This is a genomic window from Streptomyces sp. NPDC055025, from assembly GCF_053608565.1.
Map to the genome: position 1 here is coordinate 1 of NZ_JBSGVS010000087.1, position 19,666 is coordinate 19,666.

The 19,666-nt window shown below is 68.9% G+C and carries 12 protein-coding genes and 1 tRNA gene; 11 read left to right on the forward strand and 2 right to left on the reverse strand.

Translation table 11 applies throughout. From position 1 onward, the window contains the following. The first annotated feature begins 182 nt into the window (after window positions 1–182). A tRNA-Thr gene (locus tag ACWGDX_RS35600) sits at window positions 183–255 on the forward strand. Between the two features lie 54 nt (window positions 256–309). Here the strand turns inward: ACWGDX_RS35600 and ACWGDX_RS35605 are convergent. Beyond that, complete coding sequence (locus ACWGDX_RS35605) at window positions 310–2,958, reverse strand: SpoIIE family protein phosphatase (RefSeq protein WP_453632425.1); 2,649 nt, start codon at window positions 2,956–2,958, stop codon at window positions 310–312. A gap of 271 nt (window positions 2,959–3,229) precedes the next feature. Between ACWGDX_RS35605 and ACWGDX_RS35610 the strand changes: the two genes are divergently transcribed. The 10 genes from ACWGDX_RS35610 (at window position 3,230) to ACWGDX_RS35655 (ending at window position 18,782) form a co-directional block, all read left to right on the forward strand. Beyond that, window positions 3,230–8,746, forward strand: a complete 5,517-nt coding sequence (locus tag ACWGDX_RS35610; protein ID WP_453632427.1) for a HAMP domain-containing protein — start codon at window positions 3,230–3,232, stop codon at window positions 8,744–8,746. 289 nt (window positions 8,747–9,035) lie between these two features. Then, window positions 9,036–9,704 carry a response regulator gene (locus tag ACWGDX_RS35615; protein WP_363081305.1) on the forward strand — a complete coding sequence of 223 codons (669 nt, stop codon included), beginning with the start codon at window positions 9,036–9,038 and terminating at the stop codon, window positions 9,702–9,704. A 207-nt stretch (window positions 9,705–9,911) separates the two neighbouring features. Continuing rightward, window positions 9,912–12,740 (forward strand): DNA translocase FtsK, encoded by a 2,829-nt coding sequence (locus ACWGDX_RS35620; RefSeq protein ID WP_453632429.1) that lies wholly within the window; start codon window positions 9,912–9,914, stop codon window positions 12,738–12,740. 425 nt (window positions 12,741–13,165) lie between these two features. Continuing rightward, window positions 13,166–13,948 carry a helix-turn-helix domain-containing protein gene (locus ACWGDX_RS35625; RefSeq protein WP_453632431.1) on the forward strand — a complete coding sequence of 261 codons (783 nt, stop codon included), beginning with the start codon at window positions 13,166–13,168 and terminating at the stop codon, window positions 13,946–13,948. A 49-nt stretch (window positions 13,949–13,997) separates the two neighbouring features. Further along, window positions 13,998–15,557, forward strand: a complete 1,560-nt coding sequence (rimO, locus tag ACWGDX_RS35630) for a 30S ribosomal protein S12 methylthiotransferase RimO (RefSeq protein WP_453632433.1) — start codon at window positions 13,998–14,000, stop codon at window positions 15,555–15,557. After that, window positions 15,554–16,348 carry a CDP-diacylglycerol--glycerol-3-phosphate 3-phosphatidyltransferase gene (gene pgsA, locus ACWGDX_RS35635; protein WP_453632435.1) on the forward strand — a complete coding sequence of 265 codons (795 nt, stop codon included), beginning with the start codon at window positions 15,554–15,556 and terminating at the stop codon, window positions 16,346–16,348. The genes rimO and pgsA overlap by 4 nt, the downstream gene beginning before the upstream one ends. Further along, on the forward strand, window positions 16,345–16,899 hold the full coding sequence (locus tag ACWGDX_RS35640) for a CinA family protein (RefSeq protein WP_453632437.1): 555 nt from the start codon (window positions 16,345–16,347) through the stop codon (window positions 16,897–16,899). Before pgsA ends, ACWGDX_RS35640 begins: the two co-directional genes overlap by 4 nt. A gap of 109 nt (window positions 16,900–17,008) precedes the next feature. Continuing rightward, the gene (locus ACWGDX_RS35645) at window positions 17,009–17,392 is read left to right on the forward strand and encodes a helix-turn-helix domain-containing protein (RefSeq protein ID WP_363081294.1); all 384 of its coding nucleotides are present in this window, start codon (window positions 17,009–17,011) and stop codon (window positions 17,390–17,392) included. A gap of 246 nt (window positions 17,393–17,638) precedes the next feature. Then, window positions 17,639–18,109 (forward strand): Dps family protein, encoded by a 471-nt coding sequence (locus tag ACWGDX_RS35650; RefSeq protein WP_363081295.1) that lies wholly within the window; start codon window positions 17,639–17,641, stop codon window positions 18,107–18,109. A gap of 394 nt (window positions 18,110–18,503) precedes the next feature. Next, window positions 18,504–18,782 (forward strand): hypothetical protein, encoded by a 279-nt coding sequence (locus tag ACWGDX_RS35655; protein WP_453632440.1) that lies wholly within the window; start codon window positions 18,504–18,506, stop codon window positions 18,780–18,782. 81 nt (window positions 18,783–18,863) lie between these two features. Here ACWGDX_RS35655 and ACWGDX_RS35660 read toward each other — a convergent pair whose 3' ends face one another. Next, entirely contained in the window at window positions 18,864–19,622 is a 759-nt protein-coding gene (locus tag ACWGDX_RS35660) for an Fpg/Nei family DNA glycosylase (protein WP_453632442.1), read from the reverse strand. Window positions 19,623–19,666 lie beyond the last annotated feature (44 nt).

The window sequence follows — 19,666 nt, forward strand, 5'->3', positions numbered from 1 at the left end:
CAGGGGGGACCCTGTGGGAGAGTAGGACGCCGCCGAACAATTATTGTGTGAAGTGCCCTGTGCCGGTTATCCGGTACGGGGCACTTCTGCGTTCCGGGATCGTTCATGGCGCATTCAAGTCCCGTTCAGAGGAGAGGTTCTGATCTGGGCTCAGCATCAGGTATGCTTCTTCTTGTTGCAGCGCCCCAATAGCTCAGTCGGTAGAGCGTCTCCATGGTAAGGAGAAGGTCTACGGTTCGATTCCGTATTGGGGCTCCGCGTAGAAGTAAGGCCCCCGCCACTTGGCGGGGGCCTTCTTCGTTTGATGGCTCAGGCGGGGTGGGGCTCCGGGACGCGCATCGTGAGGATGGCCATGTCGTCGGAGGCGGGCTCGGCGGCGAAGCGCTCCACCGCGCGCATGACACGGGAGGCGACCGCGCCGGCCGTCAGTCCCGTGCAGCTCGTCAGGACATCGGCCAGGCCGTCGTCGCCCAACATGCGTGTGCCTTCACGGCGTTCGGTGACTCCGTCGGTGACACAGAGCAGGACGTCGCCCGGGTCCAGGGTGATCGTCTGCTCGTACAGCTCCAGGTCTTCCATCACCCCGAGGAGCGGCTGCGGTTCGGCGGCCGGTTCGACCGTGCCGTCCTGGCGCAGGCGCAGCGGGAGCGGATGGCCGGCGCAGACCACCTTGAGGATCGCGCTGCCGTCCTCCTGCGGCCACAACTCGCCGTACAGCAGTGTGAGAAAGCGGCTGCGGGCGCCCTCGTCGAGGATCGCCGCGTTCAGCCGTTCGAGGACCGCGGGTCCGCCGAAGCCCTCGCGGGCCAGCAGCCGGAGCGCGTGCCGGGCCAGACCGGTGACGGCCGCGGCTTCCGGGCCCGTACCGCAGACATCGCCGATGGCGAAGCCGTAGGCACCGTCCCGGATGGGGAACAGATCGTAGAAGTCACCGCCGACCTCGTTGCCTTCGCCCGCGGCTCGGTAGATGACATCGACCTCGACACCCGGCACCTCGGGCAGACCCGGTGGCAGCAGGCTGCGCTGGAGCGCCTGGCTGATGGCGGTGCGCTCGGAGTAGAGGCGCGCGTTGTCGAGCGCGAGTGCCGCCCGGCGTGAGAGGTCCTCGGCGAGCTCCAGGATCTCCTGGCGGAAATGGTCGTCCGAGGGCTTGCCGAGAGTCAGCATCCCGATGACCCGGTTGCGGGCCACCAAGGGCAGTACGACCGTCTCGCCGCCGACCGCCGCGGCCGTCGCGAGGGTGGTGCCCACGCCCGAGGAGAGCGAGGAGGAACTCCGTCCCAACTCGCGCATGGAGGTGCGCAGTGCCGCTTGGTGGGCGGCTTCCGAGGGGGCGTTCCAGATACGGGCGCCGGGGGTGGGGACAGGGTCCGGTGGGTTGATCTTGGAGAGGAGGGCCTTGAGACCGTCGATGCGCTCCTCGTCCTCGTGCAGCACGTACGAGAGGTACGGGTCGGACGACTGGTCGGCGATCGTGTAGACGGCGCACCAGGTGGCGAGGGTGGGGACGGTCATCTGGGCCATGAGGGCCAGTGTCTGGTCCCGGTCCAGCGTCCCGGCGAGCAGATCGGAGGCCTCGACGAGGAAGGAGAGCGAGCCGCGGCGGAGACGTTCGAGTTCACCGAGGCGGGCCGATTCGACTGCCAGGGCGATACGGTCCGCGGCGAACTGGAGGCGCAGCGCCTCCTCGTTGGAGTAGCGGCCGGCGCCTTCCGCGGCGACGCCCAGGGAACCGGTGAGCCGGCCCTCGACCTTGAGCGGGACGGTCACGACGGAGCGCATCCCGGTGTCGTTGAGCAGCGGGACGGCGCCCGGGACGGCCGTGAGGTCTTCGTGGACGGCGGGCATGCGTGCGGAGCCGTACCGTCCGGTTCCGGCCTCCACGGGGACGCGTGCGAAGCGCTGACGGGCGGAGGGGAGCCCGGTGGAGGCCCGTACCTCCAGCTCCGTCTCGTCGTCCGTGGCGAGCAGGAGAAAGGCCGAGTCGCCGTCGAGCATGTCGCGGGCGCGCTCCACCGTGCGCTGGAGGAGTCCGTCGAGATCTTCGGGAGCGGGGGAGCCGATGAAGACCTCGAAGGGGTCCGCGGTGCGGCTCTCGGCGCCCGCCTCGCTCGGGGCGCGCAGCGGGGTCTGGATGACGGCGCGTTCGTAGTCGCGTACGAGGAGGCAGACGGTGGACGGCTCGCCGTGGGTGTCGCGCACCCTGAGATGGGAGGCGTAGACGGGGATGACGCGGCCGTCGGCGCCGCGGATTCCGTAGCTGCCCTCCCACCGGGAGAGCTGGAGCGCCTCGACGATCCCGGTGCCGAGACCGGGGGTGTGCGGCCAGGCGGCGATGTCGGGGAGGGGTTTGCCGATGACCTGATCGGCCGCGTATCCGAAGATGTGTTCGGCGTCCTCGTTCCAGTTGACGACAGCGGCGCTGCGGTCGATCTGGATGACGGCGACCCTTACGCGTTCGTCGGCGACCGGTAGCAGACTCGTGGGCAGGACCGGGCCGGCCGAGCGGGCGCCCACGGGGCGCTGGGGCAGATCGAGCTGGAACCAGACCTGCTTGTACGTGGACGTGTATTCGACGCCCCAGCGTGAGGCGAGGGCGGCACAGAGCAGCAGCCCTCTGCCGTTCTCGCGGTCGGCGTTGGCGAAGGACCGTCCGGCGCCCTGGATGGGGATCTCGCGCTCGGGGTAGCGGTCGGCGACCTCGACCCGGACGCCGTCCTCGGTACGGAGGCAGAGCACGTCGGCGGAGGTGCCCGCGTGGATGACGGCATTGGTGACGAGTTCGCTGGTGAGGACCACCGCGTCGTCGACGACATCCGCGTAGCCCCATCCCTGGAGCGTGTCGCGGACGAATGCGCGGGCAGTGGCCACGGACCGTCCGACAGGGTCGAAGGTGGCAGCCGCCCGCGCGGTGATCACAGAACTCCTCGTACGCGTTTCGACGCCCGGCTCCGCCATGATCGGCCCTGCCCCTCCTGGTGCCCGGTGGTAGTACCTTCGCCACACCGCCCCCTGCCGGGCGGACCGGGGTGGTTGGACAGCCGGATGCCAGGTTACTTACCTTCGCTGTCCGAGCGGATGCCGGTCGCCGCTGTTTCCGCCCTCCGGGGGCGGGGACGCTAAGCGAAGCTGCTGCCGAACTGTTATGGCCTGGTTCGGACGTGGTGAAACACTGGGCAGGCTTCCGGAGACAGCCCGGCGGTACGGTCAACCCCTGCGGAGGGACACGGTGGAGTCTGGCACGGCGGCGCGTGGCACGAGTACGCGCGCGAAAGGCGGACGGTCCCGGAGCAATGGGACCACCGAGGTGGACACGGCAGAGCTGCAGAGACTGCTGGCCGCCCTGGTCTCGATGCGGGACGGCAACTTCCGTAAACGGCTGACCGTCGCCGGTGACGATGTGATGGCGGAGATCGCCGCCGTCTTCAACGAGGTCGCCGACCGCAATCTCCATCTCACGGGTGAGCTGGCCCGGGTGCGCCGTATGGTCGGGCGGGAGGGAAAGCTCACGGAGCGGCTGGAGACGGGCGCCTGCGAGGGGTCCTGGGCCGCCGCCATCGACGCGTCGAACGCGCTGGTGGACGATCTGGCGCGGCCCGTCTCCGAGGTCGGACGGGTGCTCTCGGCGGTCGCCGAGGGTGATCTGGAGCAGCGGATGGAGCTGCGCTCGCAGTCTCCGGACGGTGGGGAGAGGCCGCTGCGGGGCGAGTTCCTGAAGGTGGCCCGTACGGTCAACAATCTGGTCGACCAGCTCTCGGCGTTCACCGACGAGGTGACCCGGGTGGCGCTGGAGGTCGGTACCGAGGGCAAGCTCGGCGGCCAGGCCAAGGTGCGCGGCATGTCCGGTTCGTGGAAGGACCTCACGGATTCGGTCAACACGATGGCGTACCGGCTGACCGCTCAGGTACGTGATATTGCTCTCGTCACGACGGCCGTGGCCAAGGGCGATCTGTCACGCAAGGTCACCGTCCATGTGGCCGGTGAGATGCTCCAGCTCAAGAACACCGTGAACACCATGGTGGACCAGCTCTCGTCGTTCTCCTCCGAGGTCACGCGCGTGGCCCGGGAGGTCGGCACCGAGGGCGAGCTGGGCGGTCAGGCGACCGTGCCCGGGGTGGCGGGGGTCTGGAAGGACCTGACCGACTCGGTGAACACGATGGCCGGCAACCTGACCAGTCAGGTGCGCGGTATCGCGGAGGTCACGACGGCCGTCGCCAACGGTGACCTGTCGCAGAAGGTCACGGTGAGCGCGCGGGGCGAGGTGGCACAGCTCGCCGAGACGATCAACCAGATGACGGAGACGCTCCGTACCTTCGCGGACGAAGTGACCCGGGTGGCGAGCGAGGTCGGCGCCGAGGGTTTGCTCGGTGGCCAGGCGCAGGTGCCGGGCGCCGCCGGGACCTGGAAGGACCTCACGGACTCGGTCAACACCGTCTTCCGCAATCTGACGACTCAGGTGCGGGACATCGCGCAGGTGACGACGGCGGTCGCGAACGGCGATCTGTCGCAGAAGGTCACCGTCGATGTGGCGGGCGAGATGCTGGAGCTCAAGAACACCGTCAACACGATGGTGGACCAGCTCCAGTCGTTCGGTTCCGAGGTCACCCGGGTCGCGCGGGAGGTCGGTGTCGAGGGCCGGCTCGGCGGCCAGGCCGAGGTGCCGGGCGCGGCGGGCACCTGGAAGGACCTCACCGATTCGGTGAACACGGCCTTCCGTAACCTCACCGGCCAGGTGCGGGACATCGCGCAGGTGACGACCGCGGTCGCGAACGGTGACCTGACCCAGAAGGTCACCGTCGATGTGGCGGGCGAGATGCTGGAACTGAAGAACACCGTCAACACGATGGTGTCCCAGCTCTCCTCCTTCGCCGACCAGGTCACCGTGATGGCCCGGGACGTGGGCACGGAGGGCCGGCTCGGCGGCCAGGCCCGGGTGGACGGCGTCAGCGGTACCTGGAAGGAACTCACCGACTCCGTCAACTTCATGGCGGGGAATCTGACGGACCAGGTGCGTCAGATCGCACAGGTGACCACGGCGGTGGCGCGGGGTGACCTGTCGCAGAAGATCGACGTGGACGCCCGGGGCGAGATCCTGGAGCTGAAGAACACCATCAATACGATGGTCGACCAGCTCTCGGCCTTCGCCGACCAGGTGACCAGGGTCGCGCGCGAGGTGGGTACGGACGGCCGGCTCGGCGGTCAGGCGAAGGTGCCCGGCGTGGCCGGTGTCTGGCGGGATCTGACGGATTCCGTCAACGGTATGGCCGGGAACCTCACCGATCAGGTCCGCAACATCGCGGGTGTCGCGACGGCGGTGGCGCGGGGTGACCTGTCGCAGAAGATCGATGTGGACGCGCGCGGCGAGATCCTGGAGCTGAAGAACACCCTCAACACGATGGTGGACCAGCTCTCCAACTTCGCCGAGCAGGTTACCCGGGTGGCGCGCGAGGTGGGCACCGAGGGCATCCTCGGCGGTCAGGCCGAGGTCCAGGGCGTCTCCGGTACCTGGAAGGACCTGACCCAGTCCGTCAACTTCATGGCGAACAACCTGACCTCGCAGGTCCGCAATATCGCCGAGGTCACCACGGCGGTCGCCAGGGGCGATCTGTCGAAGAAGATCACGGTCGACGCCAAGGGCGAGATCCTCGACCTGGTCACGACCGTCAACACGATGGTCGACCAGCTCCTGAACTTCGCGGACGAGGTGACACGGGTCGCGCGTGAGGTGGGTACGGAGGGCATCCTCGGCGGCCAGGCCAGGGTCCGGGGCGTCACCGGTATCTGGAAGGACCTCAGCGACAACGTCAACACCATGGCCAACAACCTGACCAGCCAGGTGCGGAACATCTCCCGGGTCTCGGCCGCGGTCGCCAACGGTGATCTGACGAAGAAGGTGACGGTGGAGGCGCGCGGCGAGGTCGCGGAGCTCGCCGACACCGTCAACACGATGGTGACGACGCTGTCGTCGTTCGCGGACGAGGTGACGCGGGTCGCCCGTGAGGTGGGCACCGAGGGTGAACTGGGCGGTCAGGCCAGGGTGCCCGGTGTGTCGGGTACGTGGAAGGACCTCACCGAGTCGGTGAACTCGATGGCGTCCAATCTGACCGGCCAGGTGCGCCAGATCGCCACCGTCACGACCGCCATCGCGAAGGGCGATCTCACCAAGAAGATCGACATCGACGCGCGCGGTGAGATCCAGGAGCTCAAGAACACCATCAACACCATGGTCGACCAGCTCTCCTCCTTCGCCGAGGAGGTGACCCGGGTGGCCCGCGAGGTGGGCACGGACGGGCAGCTCGGCGGCCAGGCGCGGGTGCGGGACGTCGACGGCACCTGGCGGGATCTCACCGAGTCGGTGAACGAGATGGCGGGCAATCTGACCCGTCAGGTGCGTGCGATCGCCGCCGTGGCCACCGCGGTGACCAGGGGCGATCTCAATCTGAAGATCGATGTCGACGCGGCGGGCGAGATCCAGGTCCTCCAGGACAACATCAACACGATGATCGCCAATCTGCGCGACACCACCCTCGCCAACGAGGAGCAGGACTGGCTGAAGGGCAATCTCGCCCGTATCTCCGGTCTGATGCAGGGCCGCCGCGATCTCGACGACGTGGCCTCGCTGATCATGAGCGAGCTGACTCCGGTGGTCTCGGCGCAGCACGGCGCGTTCTTCGTGGCGATGCAGACCGGCAATGTGTCCCAGGTCGGTCCGGACGGTGGCAGGGACAGTTCGTACGAGCTGTGCATGCGCGGCAGTTACGGATACTCGGCCGGGTCGATGCCGACGGTCTTCCGGCCCGGCGAGACGCTCATCGGCACGGCCGCCGAGGAGAAGCGCACCATCCAGGTCAATGTGCCGCCGGGCTATCTCAAGATCTCGTCCGGACTCGGGGAGGCGTCACCGGCGCATGTGATCGTGCTGCCGGTGCTCTTCGAGGGGAAGGTCCTCGGAGTGATCGAGCTGGCGTCGTTCCAGCCGTTCACGCATATCCAGAAGGACTTCCTCAACCAGATCGCCGAGATGATCGCGACGAGCGTCAACACCATCAGTGTCAACTCCAAGACGGAGGTGCTGCTGAAGCAGTCGCAGGAGCTGACCGAGCAGCTCCGGGAGCGCTCGGCCGAGCTGGAGAACCGGCAGAAGGCCCTTCAGGAGTCCAACGCCGAGCTGGAGGAGAAGGCGGAGCTGCTGGCGCAGCAGAACCGCGACATCGAGGTGAAGAACACCGAGATCGAAGAGGCCAGGCAGGTGCTGGAGGAGCGGGCCGAGCAGCTCGCCGTCTCGATGCGCTACAAGTCGGAGTTCCTGGCGAACATGTCGCACGAGCTGCGGACACCGCTCAACTCGCTGCTCATCCTCGCCAAGCTGCTCGCGGACAACGCTGAATCGAATCTCTCCCCGAAGCAGGTGGAGTTCGCGGAGACGATCCATGGCGCGGGCTCGGATCTGCTCCAGCTCATCAACGACATCCTCGATCTGTCGAAGGTCGAGGCGGGCAAGATGGATGTGAGCCCGACCCGGATCGCGCTGGTCCAGCTCGTCGACTACGTGGAGGCGACGTTCCGGCCGCTCACCGCGGAGAAGGGGCTCGACTTCTCCGTACGGGTCTCGCCGGAGCTGCCCGCGACCCTGCACACCGATGAGCAGCGTCTGTTGCAGGTGCTGCGGAATCTGCTCTCCAACGCGGTGAAGTTCACCGATTCCGGCGCGGTGGAGCTGGTGATCCGCCCGGCGGGTACGGATGTGCCGCACGCCATCAGGGAGCAGTTGCTGGAGGCGGGTTCGCTGCGTGACGCGGACGGGGATCTGATCGCCTTCTCGGTCACCGACACCGGGATCGGTATCGCCGCGAGCAAGATGCGGGTGATCTTCGAGGCGTTCAAGCAGGCGGACGGCACGACCAGCAGGAAGTACGGCGGTACGGGGCTGGGTCTGTCCATCAGCAGGGAGATCGCCCGGCTGCTCGGCGGTGAGATCCACGCGGCGAGCGAGCCGGCGCGTGGGTCCACGTTCACGCTCTATCTGCCGCTGCACCCCAGCGAGCTGCCCCCGCAGGGCTATCCGCAGTTGGCGCCCGCGGGCGTGCGGTCGCAGGGGCGCCCGGTGGAGGACGGTCCGGGGGAGACGGCGGGCCAGCAGGAGGCGCAGGCGGCCTCTGCGGACGCCGAGCCGGCGGGTCCCGCCGCGCTGTTCCGGCGCCGCCGCAGGAGCCCGGGTGCCGGGACGCAGGGTGCCGGGCCGTCGGGACTGGGCGCACAGGCTCCGCGCGCGGGGGGCACGGGGTCCCTGGGCCGCCAGGAGTCCTGGGGCTCCCGCACGGGCGGTACGGGCCGTCAGGACACCGTCCGGGAGACCCGTACGTTCAGCTTCGCCGGTGAGAAGGTGCTGATCGTGGACGACGACATCCGCAATGTCTTCGCCCTCACCAGCGTGCTGGAGCAGCACGGACTCTCCGTGCTGTACGCGGAGAACGGCCGCGAGGGCATCGAAGTCCTGGAACAGCACGACGATGTGACGGTCGTTCTGATGGACATCATGATGCCCGAGATGGACGGGTACGCCACGACGACGGCGATCCGCAGGATGCCGCAGTTCGCCGGACTGCCGATCATCGCGCTCACCGCGAAGGCGATGAAGGGCGACCGGGAGAAGGCCCTCGAATCGGGCGCTTCCGACTATGTGACCAAGCCGGTTGATCCCGACCATCTCCTGACGGTGATGGAGCAGTGGATGCGCGACAGGTGACCGGCCGGCGGGAGCGGACGGGACCGGATCATCGGAATGTCCTGACGGACTGTGCCGCACGGTGTGTGAGACGGGGATATTCGGGGAACCTTCTGGTCTCGCGCTACGTTTCCGATTCGTGCACAGTGACATCACGGTGACAGGGTGTGGCGACAGGCGGGGTGCGGCTACCATGACCGGCACAAGGACGGACGGCGTAAGGGAGTCGTCCCCTGGGGCGGCGCCCGGTATGACGCGGGGCACCGTGAACGGGGGGCGTCCCATGCCGGGGCGAGGAGGGCGGGTGGCCATGGTGCAGAAGGCCAAGATCCTCCTGGTCGATGACCGGCCGGAGAATCTGCTGGCGCTGGAGGCCATTCTCTCCGCGCTCGATCAGACGCTGGTGCGGGCATCGTCCGGGGAGGAAGCGCTCAAAGCGCTGCTGACGGACGACTTCGCGGTCATTCTGCTGGATGTCCAGATGCCCGGCATGGACGGGTTCGAGACGGCCGCGCACATCAAACGGCGTGAGCGGACGCGTGACATCCCGATCATCTTTCTGACGGCCATCAACCACGGCCCGCACCACACCTTCCGGGGTTACGCGGCGGGTGCGGTCGACTACATCTCGAAGCCGTTCGATCCCTGGGTGCTGCGTGCCAAGGTCTCGGTCTTCGTCGAGCTGTACATGAAGAACTGCCAGCTCAAGGAGCAGGCCGAGTTGCTCAGACTCCAGCTGGCCGGTGCGGGCGAGACCAGGGAGCCGGCCGGTCTGCTCGCCGAACTCTCGGGACGGCTCGCGGCAGTTGAGGAGCAGGCCGAAGCGCTCTCCAAGCAGCTCGACGACGATTCGGCGGACGCCTCCGCCGTGGCCACCGCCGCGCATCTGGAGCGCAAACTCACCGGTCTGCGGCGGGCACTGGACGCGCTGGAGCCGGGGACGGGAAGCGGTACACCCACCCTGCCCTCGCAGAGCTGAGAGCGGCCCGTCACCGAGCTGACCACCGGCGAGGGCCCGCTCCCGGCCGTGATGTCGTGAAGGTCCCGGCCGTGATCCCGTGAACGGCGGACCGGTGAACGGCGGATCGGTGAACGGCGTCAGTTTTCCCCGGACTTGTGGCGACACGTACGGGTGAAGCGGTAGGCACACGTGTCGACGGACGTGCACACCGGTAACCTCACCACCATGGCCTCACGTACGTCCGGCAAGGGTTCCCAGGGCACGGCGGGCGCCGCGAAGCCGCGGGCCGGCCGTACGACCGGCGCCGCGAAGGCGGCACCCGCCAAGAAGACGGCGGCGAAGAAGGCGGCGGCGCCCGCGAAAAGACCACCGGCCAAGAAGGCGCCCGCCAAGAAGGCCGCCGGCCCCCCGCCCAAGGCCGCGCCGTCCCCCACCGGGGGCGTGTACCGGCTCGTGCGCGCGCTGTGGCTCGGCACGGCCCATGGCGTCGGAGCGATGTTCCGCGGCCTGGGGCGTGGCGCGAAGGGACTCGACCCGGCCCATCGCAAGGACGGCCTGGCCCTGCTGCTGCTCGGCCTCGCCCTGGTCGTCGCGGCGGGTACCTGGTCGAATCTGCGCGGTCCGGTGGGCGATCTGATCGAGATGCTCGTCACCGGCACCTTCGGCCGGCTCGATCTGCTGGTGCCGATACTGCTGGGCGCGATCGCCGTACGGCTGATCCTCTACCCCGAGCGGCCCGAGGCCAACGGACGGATCGTCATCGGGCTCTCCGCGCTGGTCGTCGGGGTGCTCGGAGTGGTCCATATCGCCTGTGGAGCCCCGGGGCGCGGCGAGGGCACCGAGGCGATCCAGGACGCGGGCGGTCTGATCGGCTGGGCCGCCTCCAGGCCGCTGATCTTCACCATGAGCGAGGTCCTCGCCGTACCGCTGCTCCTGCTGCTCACCCTGTTCGGTCTGCTGGTCGTCACCGCCACCCCCGTCAACGCCATTCCGCAGCGGCTGCGGCTGCTGGGCACCCGGCTGGGCATCCTGTCCTCCCCCGACGCGACGGAGCGGACGGACGACGACGAGCGGTACGAGCGGTACGGGGACGGGGACCACGAGCGGTACGACGACGAGCGGTACGACGACCAGTGGCGCGCGGGGCTGCCCGCCGGCGTGCGCCGTACCTCCGGGCGCCGGAGCGGCCCGCAAGGGGAGTACGACCCGGACCAGGCGGAGGCCGAGGCGCTCTCCGGACGGCGCAGGCCGCGCCGGGCCTCCGTACAGCCGGCCGTCGACCGTCCCATGGACGCGGTGGATGTGGCGGCCGCGGCCGCGGCGGCGCTGGACGGCGCGGTGCTCAACGGGATGCCGCCCTCGCCGATCGTCGCCGACCTCACGCAGGGCGTCTCCGTGGACCGGATGCGCAAGGGCGGTGAGGGGCCCGGGGAGCGCCCGGAGCGCCCCGTACCCGTACCGACCGCCAGGGAGCCCGAGAAGCGGCCCGCGGGCGGCGCCGTCGCGGATCTGACCAAGCCCGCGCCCCCGATCGACAAACCGCTCCCGCCGCGCGCCGAACAGCTCCAGCTGCGCGGGGACATCACCTACGCGCTGCCCTCGCTGGACCTGCTGGAGCGCGGCGGTCCCGGCAAGACGCGCAGCGCCGCCAATGACGCCATCGTCGCCTCGCTCACCAATGTGTTCATGGAGTTCAAGGTCGACGCGGCGGTCACCGGTTTCACCCGGGGCCCGACCGTCACCCGGTACGAGGTCGAGCTGGGCCCGGCGGTGAAGGTCGAGCGGATCACCGCGCTCACCAAGAACATCGCGTACGCCGTGGCCAGCCCCGACGTCCGGATCATCTCCCCGATCCCCGGCAAGTCCGCGGTCGGTATCGAGATCCCCAACACCGACCGCGAGATGGTCAACCTCGGCGATGTGCTGCGTCTGGCGGACGCCGCCGAGGACGACCACCCCATGCTGGTCGCGCTCGGCAAGGACGTCGAGGGCGGCTATGTGATGGCCAATCTCGCGAAGATGCCGCACATGCTGGTCGCCGGCGCGACCGGCTCCGGCAAGTCGTCCTGCATCAACTGTCTGATCACCTCGGTGATGGTCCGGGCGACCCCGGAGGACGTCCGGATGGTCCTGGTCGACCCCAAGCGGGTCGAACTGACCGCGTACGAGGGCATCCCGCATCTGATCACGCCGATCATCACCAACCCCAAGCGGGCCGCCGAGGCGCTCCAGTGGGTCGTACGCGAGATGGATCTGCGCTACGACGATCTCGCCGCCTACGGCTACCGGCACATCGACGACTTCAACCAGGCCGTGCGCGACGGCAAGGTCAAGCCGCCGGAGGGCAGCGGGCGCGAGCTGTCCCCCTATCCGTATCTGCTGGTCATCGTGGACGAGCTGGCCGATCTGATGATGGTCGCTCCGCGTGACGTCGAGGATTCCATCGTCCGTATCACCCAGTTGGCCCGTGCGGCCGGAATCCATCTCGTGCTCGCCACCCAGCGGCCCTCGGTCGATGTCGTCACCGGTCTGATCAAGGCGAATGTGCCCTCCCGGCTCGCTTTCGCGACCTCCTCGCTGGCGGACAGCCGGGTCATCCTCGATCAGCCGGGCGCGGAGAAGCTGATCGGCAAGGGAGACGGGCTGTTCCTGCCGATGGGCGCGAACAAGCCGACCCGTATGCAGGGCGCCTTTGTGACCGAGGACGAAGTCGCGGCGATCGTCCGGCACTGCAAGGATCAGATGGCGCCGGTCTTCCGCGACGATGTCGTGGTCGGGACGGCGAAGAAGAAGGACATCGACGAGGACATCGGTGACGACCTGGATCTGCTCTGCCAGGCCGTCGAGCTGGTGGTCACCACTCAGTTCGGCTCGACCTCGATGCTCCAGCGGAAGCTGCGCGTCGGTTTCGCCAAGGCGGGCCGGCTGATGGATCTGATGGAGTCGAGGAACATCGTCGGGCCGAGCGAGGGCTCCAAGGCGCGCGACGTTCTGGTGAAGGCGGACGAAGTGGATGGAGTGCTCGCCGTGATTCGCGGGGAGCCTCAACCGTAGGAAAACGGAAATCCCGAGCGAGCCCGACCGAGTCCGACCGACTTCTGTCGAGTCCGCCCGGGTTCTGGAAACCCTGACAGAACCCGGGTGAATCCGAGGGCAACCGTTTCCCTTGGGTAAACGTCAAGTTGGGGAGGGAGAGCGCCATGTCCCTCCGCCACGCCGTCCGGTCATTCCGATGGCGTACAAAGTGCATCCGCCCGGTTGCCCCACCCTTTCGTACCACCCATAGACTGAACGTCCAGCAGGTGGCTACACGCTCGAAAGGCTCCCCCGTGTCCATCGGCAAATCCCCCGACGGCAGTGCCCCCGACGGCAACTCCCCGGAAGACGACCGGAATCCACCCGAAGACGACCGGAACTCCCTGGAAGAAGAACGGAACTTCCTTGAGGACGACCGGAACTCATCCCCATACGATCAGCCGTTGATCGAAGACGATCGGCCCTCGATCGGGCAGACCCTTCAGCAGGCGCGTATCGCCGCCGGGCTGAGCGTCGATGACGTCAGCGGTTCCACGCGCGTGCGCGTCCCCATCGTGCACGGCATCGAGCAGGACGACTTCTCCCGCTGTGGTGGCGACGTCTACGCCCGCGGCCATATCCGTGTGCTCGCCCGCGCGGTGGGGGTCGACCCCGAAGCCCTGGTCGGGCAGTTCGACGCCGAGCACGGCGGCCGTCCCGTACCCACACCCGCGGCACCGATGTTCGAGGCGGAGCGGATCCGGTCCGATCGGCCCCGTCCCAACTGGACCGCCGCCATGGTCGCGGCGATCGTCGCCGTGGTGGGTTTCGTCGGCTTCACGGTGTTCGACGGGGAGGACAACACCGGCAAGGCCAAGCAGGCCGCCGAGGGGCCCAAGCCCCAGAAGAGCGGTGTCAAACCCACCGCCACCAAGCCGGCCCCCAAGCCCGAACCGTCGGACAGCGCCATCGCGGCGGCGCCGCTCGACAAGGTCACGGTGCGACTGTCGGTCATAGACGACAAGAGCTGGATCTCGGCCAAGGCGCACGACGGCAAGCTGCTGTTCGACGGAACACTCAACAAGGGTGACTCCAAGACCTTCCAGGACGACGAGCAGATCGATCTCATCCTCGGGAACGCCGGTGCGATCGAGCTGTTCGTGAACGGCAAGAAGGTCGAGGACGAGTTCGAGCCGGGACAGGTCGAGCGACTCTCGTACACGCAGGGCGACCCCGAAGACGGCTGAGCAACCCTGCACGCCAGGGGCAGGGCCAGGACAAAGTAGTCTTGAGCCCATGCCCGAACGCCGTACCGTCGCCCTTGTCACACTCGGCTGCGCCCGTAACGAGGTGGACTCGGAGGAGCTCGCAGGCCGCTTGGCAGCGGATGGCTGGGAGCTCGTCCAGGACGCCTCGGACGCGGATGTCGCCGTCGTCAACACCTGCGGATTCGTCGAGGCCGCGAAGAAGGACTCCGTCGACGCCCTGCTGGAAGCCAACGATCTCAAGGATCAGGGCAGGACCCAGGCCGTCGTCGCCGTCGGCTGCATGGCCGAGCGGTACGGCAAGGAACTCGCCGAGGCCCTGCCGGAGGCCGACGGTGTCCTCGGTTTCGACGACTACGCCGACATCTCCGACCGGCTCCAGACCATCCTGAGCGGCGGCGTGCATGCCTCGCACACGCCCCGTGACCGGCGCAAGCTGCTGCCGCTCAGCCCGGTCGACCGCCAGGGCACCGAGGTCGCGCTGCCCGGTCACGGGCAGACGGCGGCCGGGGTGGTCCCGGCCCCCGAGGATCTGCCCGAGGGGCTCGCTCCGGCCTCCGGGCCACGGGCGCCGCTGCGGCGGCGCCTCGACCGCAGCCCCGTCGCCTCCGTCAAGCTGGCCTCCGGCTGTGACCGGCGCTGCTCCTTCTGCGCCATTCCGTCGTTCCGCGGATCCTTCGTCTCCCGGCGCCCCTCCGATGTGCTGGGCGAGACGCGCTGGCTGGCCGAGCAGGGCGTCAAGGAGGTCATGCTCGTCTCCGAGAACAACACCTCGTACGGCAAGGACCTCGGCGACATCCGGCTGCTGGAGACCCTGCTGCCGGAACTGGCGGCGGTCGACGGGATCGAGCGGGTACGGGTCAGTTACCTCCAGCCCGCCGAGATGCGGCCGGGGCTGATCGACGTACTGACATCCACGCCCAAGGTCGCGCCGTACTTCGATCTCTCCTTCCAGCACTCGGCGCCCGACGTGCTGCGCGCGATGCGGCGCTTCGGGGACACCGACCGCTTCCTGGAGCTTCTGGAGACCATCCGCGGCAAGGCGCCGCAGGCCGGAGTGCGCTCCAACTTCATCGTCGGCTTCCCCGGCGAGACCGAGGCGGACTTCGCGGAGCTGGAGCGTTTCCTCACGGGTGCGCGGCTCGACGCCGTCGGGGTCTTCGGGTATTCGGACGAGGACGGCACCGAGGCGGCGACGTACGAGAACAAGCTGGACCCGGACGTCGTCGCCGAGCGGCTGGACCATCTGTCGCGGCTGGCGGAGGAACTGACCGCGCAGCGGGCCGAGGAGCGGCTCGGCGAGAGCCTTCAGGTGCTCGTCGAATCGGTCGGCGGGGAGACGGACGGCGAGGAAGGCGGCTACGGGGAGGCGGCGGTCGGCCGCGCGGCGCACCAGGCGCCCGAGACCGACGGCCAGGTGATCTTCACTTCGGGCGAGGGCCTGCGTCCCGGCCTTCTGGTCGAGGCGAAGGTGATCGGCACCCAGGGCGTGGACCTCGTGGCCGAGTGCTACGAGCTCCAGGGACTCCCGGGGCTTCAGGGGCTTTCGCGGGACGGTGCGAGGACTCCGGGCGAGGAGGCGGCCAGATGACCGGAGTCCCGGCGTCCGCGGCCGGGGGTACCGGCGCGAAGCCGGCGCCCGGCGGAAAGCGGGTGGCGGTGGTGGTCGATCAGGCAAGTCTGTGGAACATCGCCAATATCCTCACGATGGTGCGGCTGGTGCTGGTGCCCGCCTTTGTGATGCTGCTGCTCCAGGAAGGCGGCTACGACCCCGTCTGGCGTGCCTGGGCATGGGCCGCCTTCGCCGTCGCCATGATCACGGACATCTTCGACGGCCATCTCGCCCGTACGTACAACCTGGTCACCGACTTCGGGAAGATCGCCGACCCGATCGCGGACAAGGCGATCATGGGAGCGGCGCTGGTCTGTCTCTCCGCGCTCGGTGATCTGCCGTGGTGGGTCACGGGGGTCATTCTTTTCCGTGAACTCGGCATCACGCTGATGCGGTTCTGGGTGATCAGACACGGGGTCATCCCGGCCAGCCGGGGCGGCAAGATGAAGACCCTGGCCCAGGGCACGGCGGCGGGGATGTATGTCCTGGCGCTGACCGGGCCGCTGGCCACGCTCCGCTTCTGGGTGATGGCGGTGGCCGTCGTGCTGACGGTGGTCACCGGGCTGGACTATGTGCGGCAGGCGGTCGTGCTGCGGCGGCAGGGGCTCGCGGCGGAGCGCGCGGCGGCCCGGCCCGGGGCGCCGGCGGGACCAGGGGCGACCGGCGGATCCGTGGCGCCTCCTGCGGAGCCGGGCGGGACCGGTGTGCCGGACGGGACCGGTGCGCCAGGAACGGCCGGCGCGTCCGGCGAGGGGGAGTCCGCGCGGTGACCGCAGGGCCGACCGGGACAGGAGCCCGCAGCGCGTCCTCGCGGGAGTACGCCGCACGGGTGCTGGCGGCCCTGGAGAAGACCGGCGGGACGCTGGCGGTCGCGGAATCCCTCACCGGCGGTCTGGTGGCCGCGGAGCTGACTTCGGTCCCCGGCGCCTCCCGGACCTTCCGCGGGTCCGTCACGGCGTACGCGACAGCCCTCAAGCGGGACGTCCTGGGTGTCGACGGGGTCCTGCTGGAGGAGCGCGGTGCGGTCGACCCCGAGGTCGCGCGTCAGATGGCGGCCGGAGCGCGGCGGGTGCTGGGCGCCGGGTGGGGTGCGGCGACCACCGGTGTCGCGGGCCCCGATCCACAGGACGGACAGCCCGTCGGAACGGTCTACGTCGCCGTCGTGGGACCGGAAGGCGCGGGGAAAGTGACCGCTTTGCGGTTGAACGGCGACCGTGCGGACATCCGTAAGGAGAGTGTACGCAGCGTGCTCGCGCTGCTCCTCAGCGAACTCTCATGGAACGGGCGGGCACAGGATACGGAACAGAACGGGGGGAATTGATGTTTGCAGCCCTGAGTGAACACGACATCGCTCCCCGCACGGCCGCGGCGCGAGGCGGTACGGTGGGGCGTGAAGGATGCGGCTACGCGGTCCGAGGAGGGAGCCACCGATGATTCTGCTCCGTCGCCTGCTTGGTGACGTGCTGCGTCGGCAGCGCCAACGCCAGGGCCGTACTCTGCGCGAAGTCTCCTCGTCCGCCCGAGTCTCGCTCGGCTATCTCTCCGAGGTGGAGCGGGGGCAGAAGGAGGCATCCTCCGAACTGCTCTCCGCGATCTGCGACGCGCTTGACGTACGGATGTCAGAGCTCATGCGGGAAGTGAGCGACGAACTGTCGCTGGCCGAGCTGGCGGCGTCGGCGGCGGCCAATGAGCCGGTGCCCGCGCCAGTACGCCCAATGCTCAATTCCGTCTCCGTGACGTCGGTGGCGGGAGTGCCGACGGAGCGGGTGACGATCAAGGCGCCTACGGAGGCGGTGGACGTCGTCGCCGCCTGACGGTGAGTGTTTCGTAGCGTTGCACAGAGCTCGTTACCCAGAGTTGGTCAGATGATGTCGTTCACATGACGTCGGCTGCACAGCGCTTGCGGAAGCCCCGATCGGTCCTGAGGACCGGCCGGGGCTTCTGCCGTTTGCGGAATGACCGTTTTGCGTCATATGTGCCATGGTGGAAAGTGCCTTTGCGGGAACAAGGGTGGATGGAAACCGTGACGGGAACCGGGCGAATGGAACTGGAGGGCACGCATGTCTGTCGTGAAGAGTCCCCTGTCCGAGGCGGATCTGAAGCTGGTCGGCGAGACGTTGCAGGGCGCGCTCGTGGATCTGGTGGACACGGCGCTGGTGGCCAAGCAGGTGCACTGGAACATCGTCGGGCCGCGCTTCCGCTCCGTACATCTCCAACTCGACGAGGTCGTGTCCACGGCCCGGAAGCACTCGGACACCGTTGCGGAAAGGGCCTCCGCGATCGGGGTGACACCGGACGGAAGGGCCGCGACGGTCGCGGCGACGAGTGCGTTCGTCCCGGTGCCCAACGGCTGGATCAAGGACGGGGACGCGGTACAGCTCATGATCGACGGGCTGGGATCGGTGATCACGCGGATGCGTGAGCGTATCGAGGCGACGGCCGATCCGGACCCGGTGACCCAGGACATACTGATCCAGGTGGCCGCGGATCTCGAGAAGCACGCCTGGATGTTCCAGGCGGAGAATGTCTGACGGGGCCCGCGGAACGGGTCTCCCCGGAATCGGTCTCCCCGGAATCGGTCTTCTCTGGCTCGGGGTCATGGGCCCGGGGTCATGCGGAGCGGCCCGGGAGCCTGTGGAGCCGGTCAAGGCCCCGGAGCCGGTCTTGTGTGAGGTCTGCGTGCGCCGGGGTGTGCATCCGATGCGCTCTCGCGGCGGTTGTTCCTTCAGGTCTAGGGTCTTTCATTTGGACCGGACCGGACCGGACCGGATCGGATCGGACCGGATCGCGGGGTCCACGCGCGGGGCGCGCGACGGACACCCTCGGCGAGGGGCGGCCCGTCGCGGCTGCGGCTGATGTCATCGCGGGCGTGAAGCCCGGCAAGAACCGAACGACAGGCCTGAGCGTCGGCCGGAGGAGGCAGCCATGGCGAGGCGGTGGGTCCTTTTGCCGGCGCTCGCCCTCGGCGGGTTGTGGTGGTGGGCCGTGCTGCGGCTCGCGCTGGTGCCCGAGCACAGCGGTCTGGTGGAGGGAGCGGTGGCGGCGGGCAGTTGGGGACTGAGTCTGCTCCCTGTCCATGTCACGGCCGCGCGGCGCCGTCGACCGGACAAGCGTCGCCCGGACCGCGGTCGGCTCGACGGTCGGCGACGGGACGAGGCTTCCGGCCGTTCCGGCGCCATCGCGGCCGACGGGAACGGCAGTTGAGCTGACGGGAAGGGCGGTCGAGGAGAGGCGGTTGTCGGGGCCACGGCAACGGTCCGTGCGGCGAAAGATGTTGACGCATCGTCAACTCGTCGGTCCCGACTGACACACAGGGCACCAGTAGGCGGGGCGGTCGTCCTGGTCGGCCGTACGGATGAGAGCGCCGCAGCGGGGACAGGGCCGGCCCGCGCGGCCGTACACCGAGAGCCGTCGACTGCCGCCCGGACGGTTCCGGTTGGCTTCGAGCAGCCTCTTCGCCGCTGTCACCAGACGCTCGGGGGACGGGACTTGCCCGACGGGGAGCCAGGGGGTCGCGCGGACCAGGAAACAGGTCTCGGACTTGAAGATGTTGCCGACCCCGGCGAGATTGCGCTGGTCGAGCAGCGCCTCGCCGACCGGACGGGCGGGGTCGGCGAGGAGATTGCGCAGCGCGGTGGCGGGATCCCAGTCGGGTCCGAGCAGATCGGGGCCGAGATGGCCGACCGCCCTCTCCTCCTCGCGGGTACGCAGGAGCTCCAGGACCGGGAGCCGGTAGCCGACCGCGGTCCGTTCCGTGGCGCCGAGGATCGCCCGGATCTGGTGTGCGGGGCCGCCGCGCCAGCGTTCGCCGGGGCCGTACACCTTCCAGGCGCCCTCCATGCCCAGATGGGAGTGGAGGGTGAGCCCGCCCTCGATACGGGTGAGGAGATGCTTTCCCCGTGGGGTGACGTCCAGGACGGTCCGCCCGGTGAGATCCGCGGTCGCGAATCTGGGCACCCGGAGATCGGACCGGACGAGTGGCCGGCCGGCGAGCGCGATGTGCAGACGTCGGGCGGTCTGCCAGACGGTGTCTCCTTCGGGCATGTCTTCCATGATGCGCGACGCGACGGGGCGGGGAGCCATCGGCG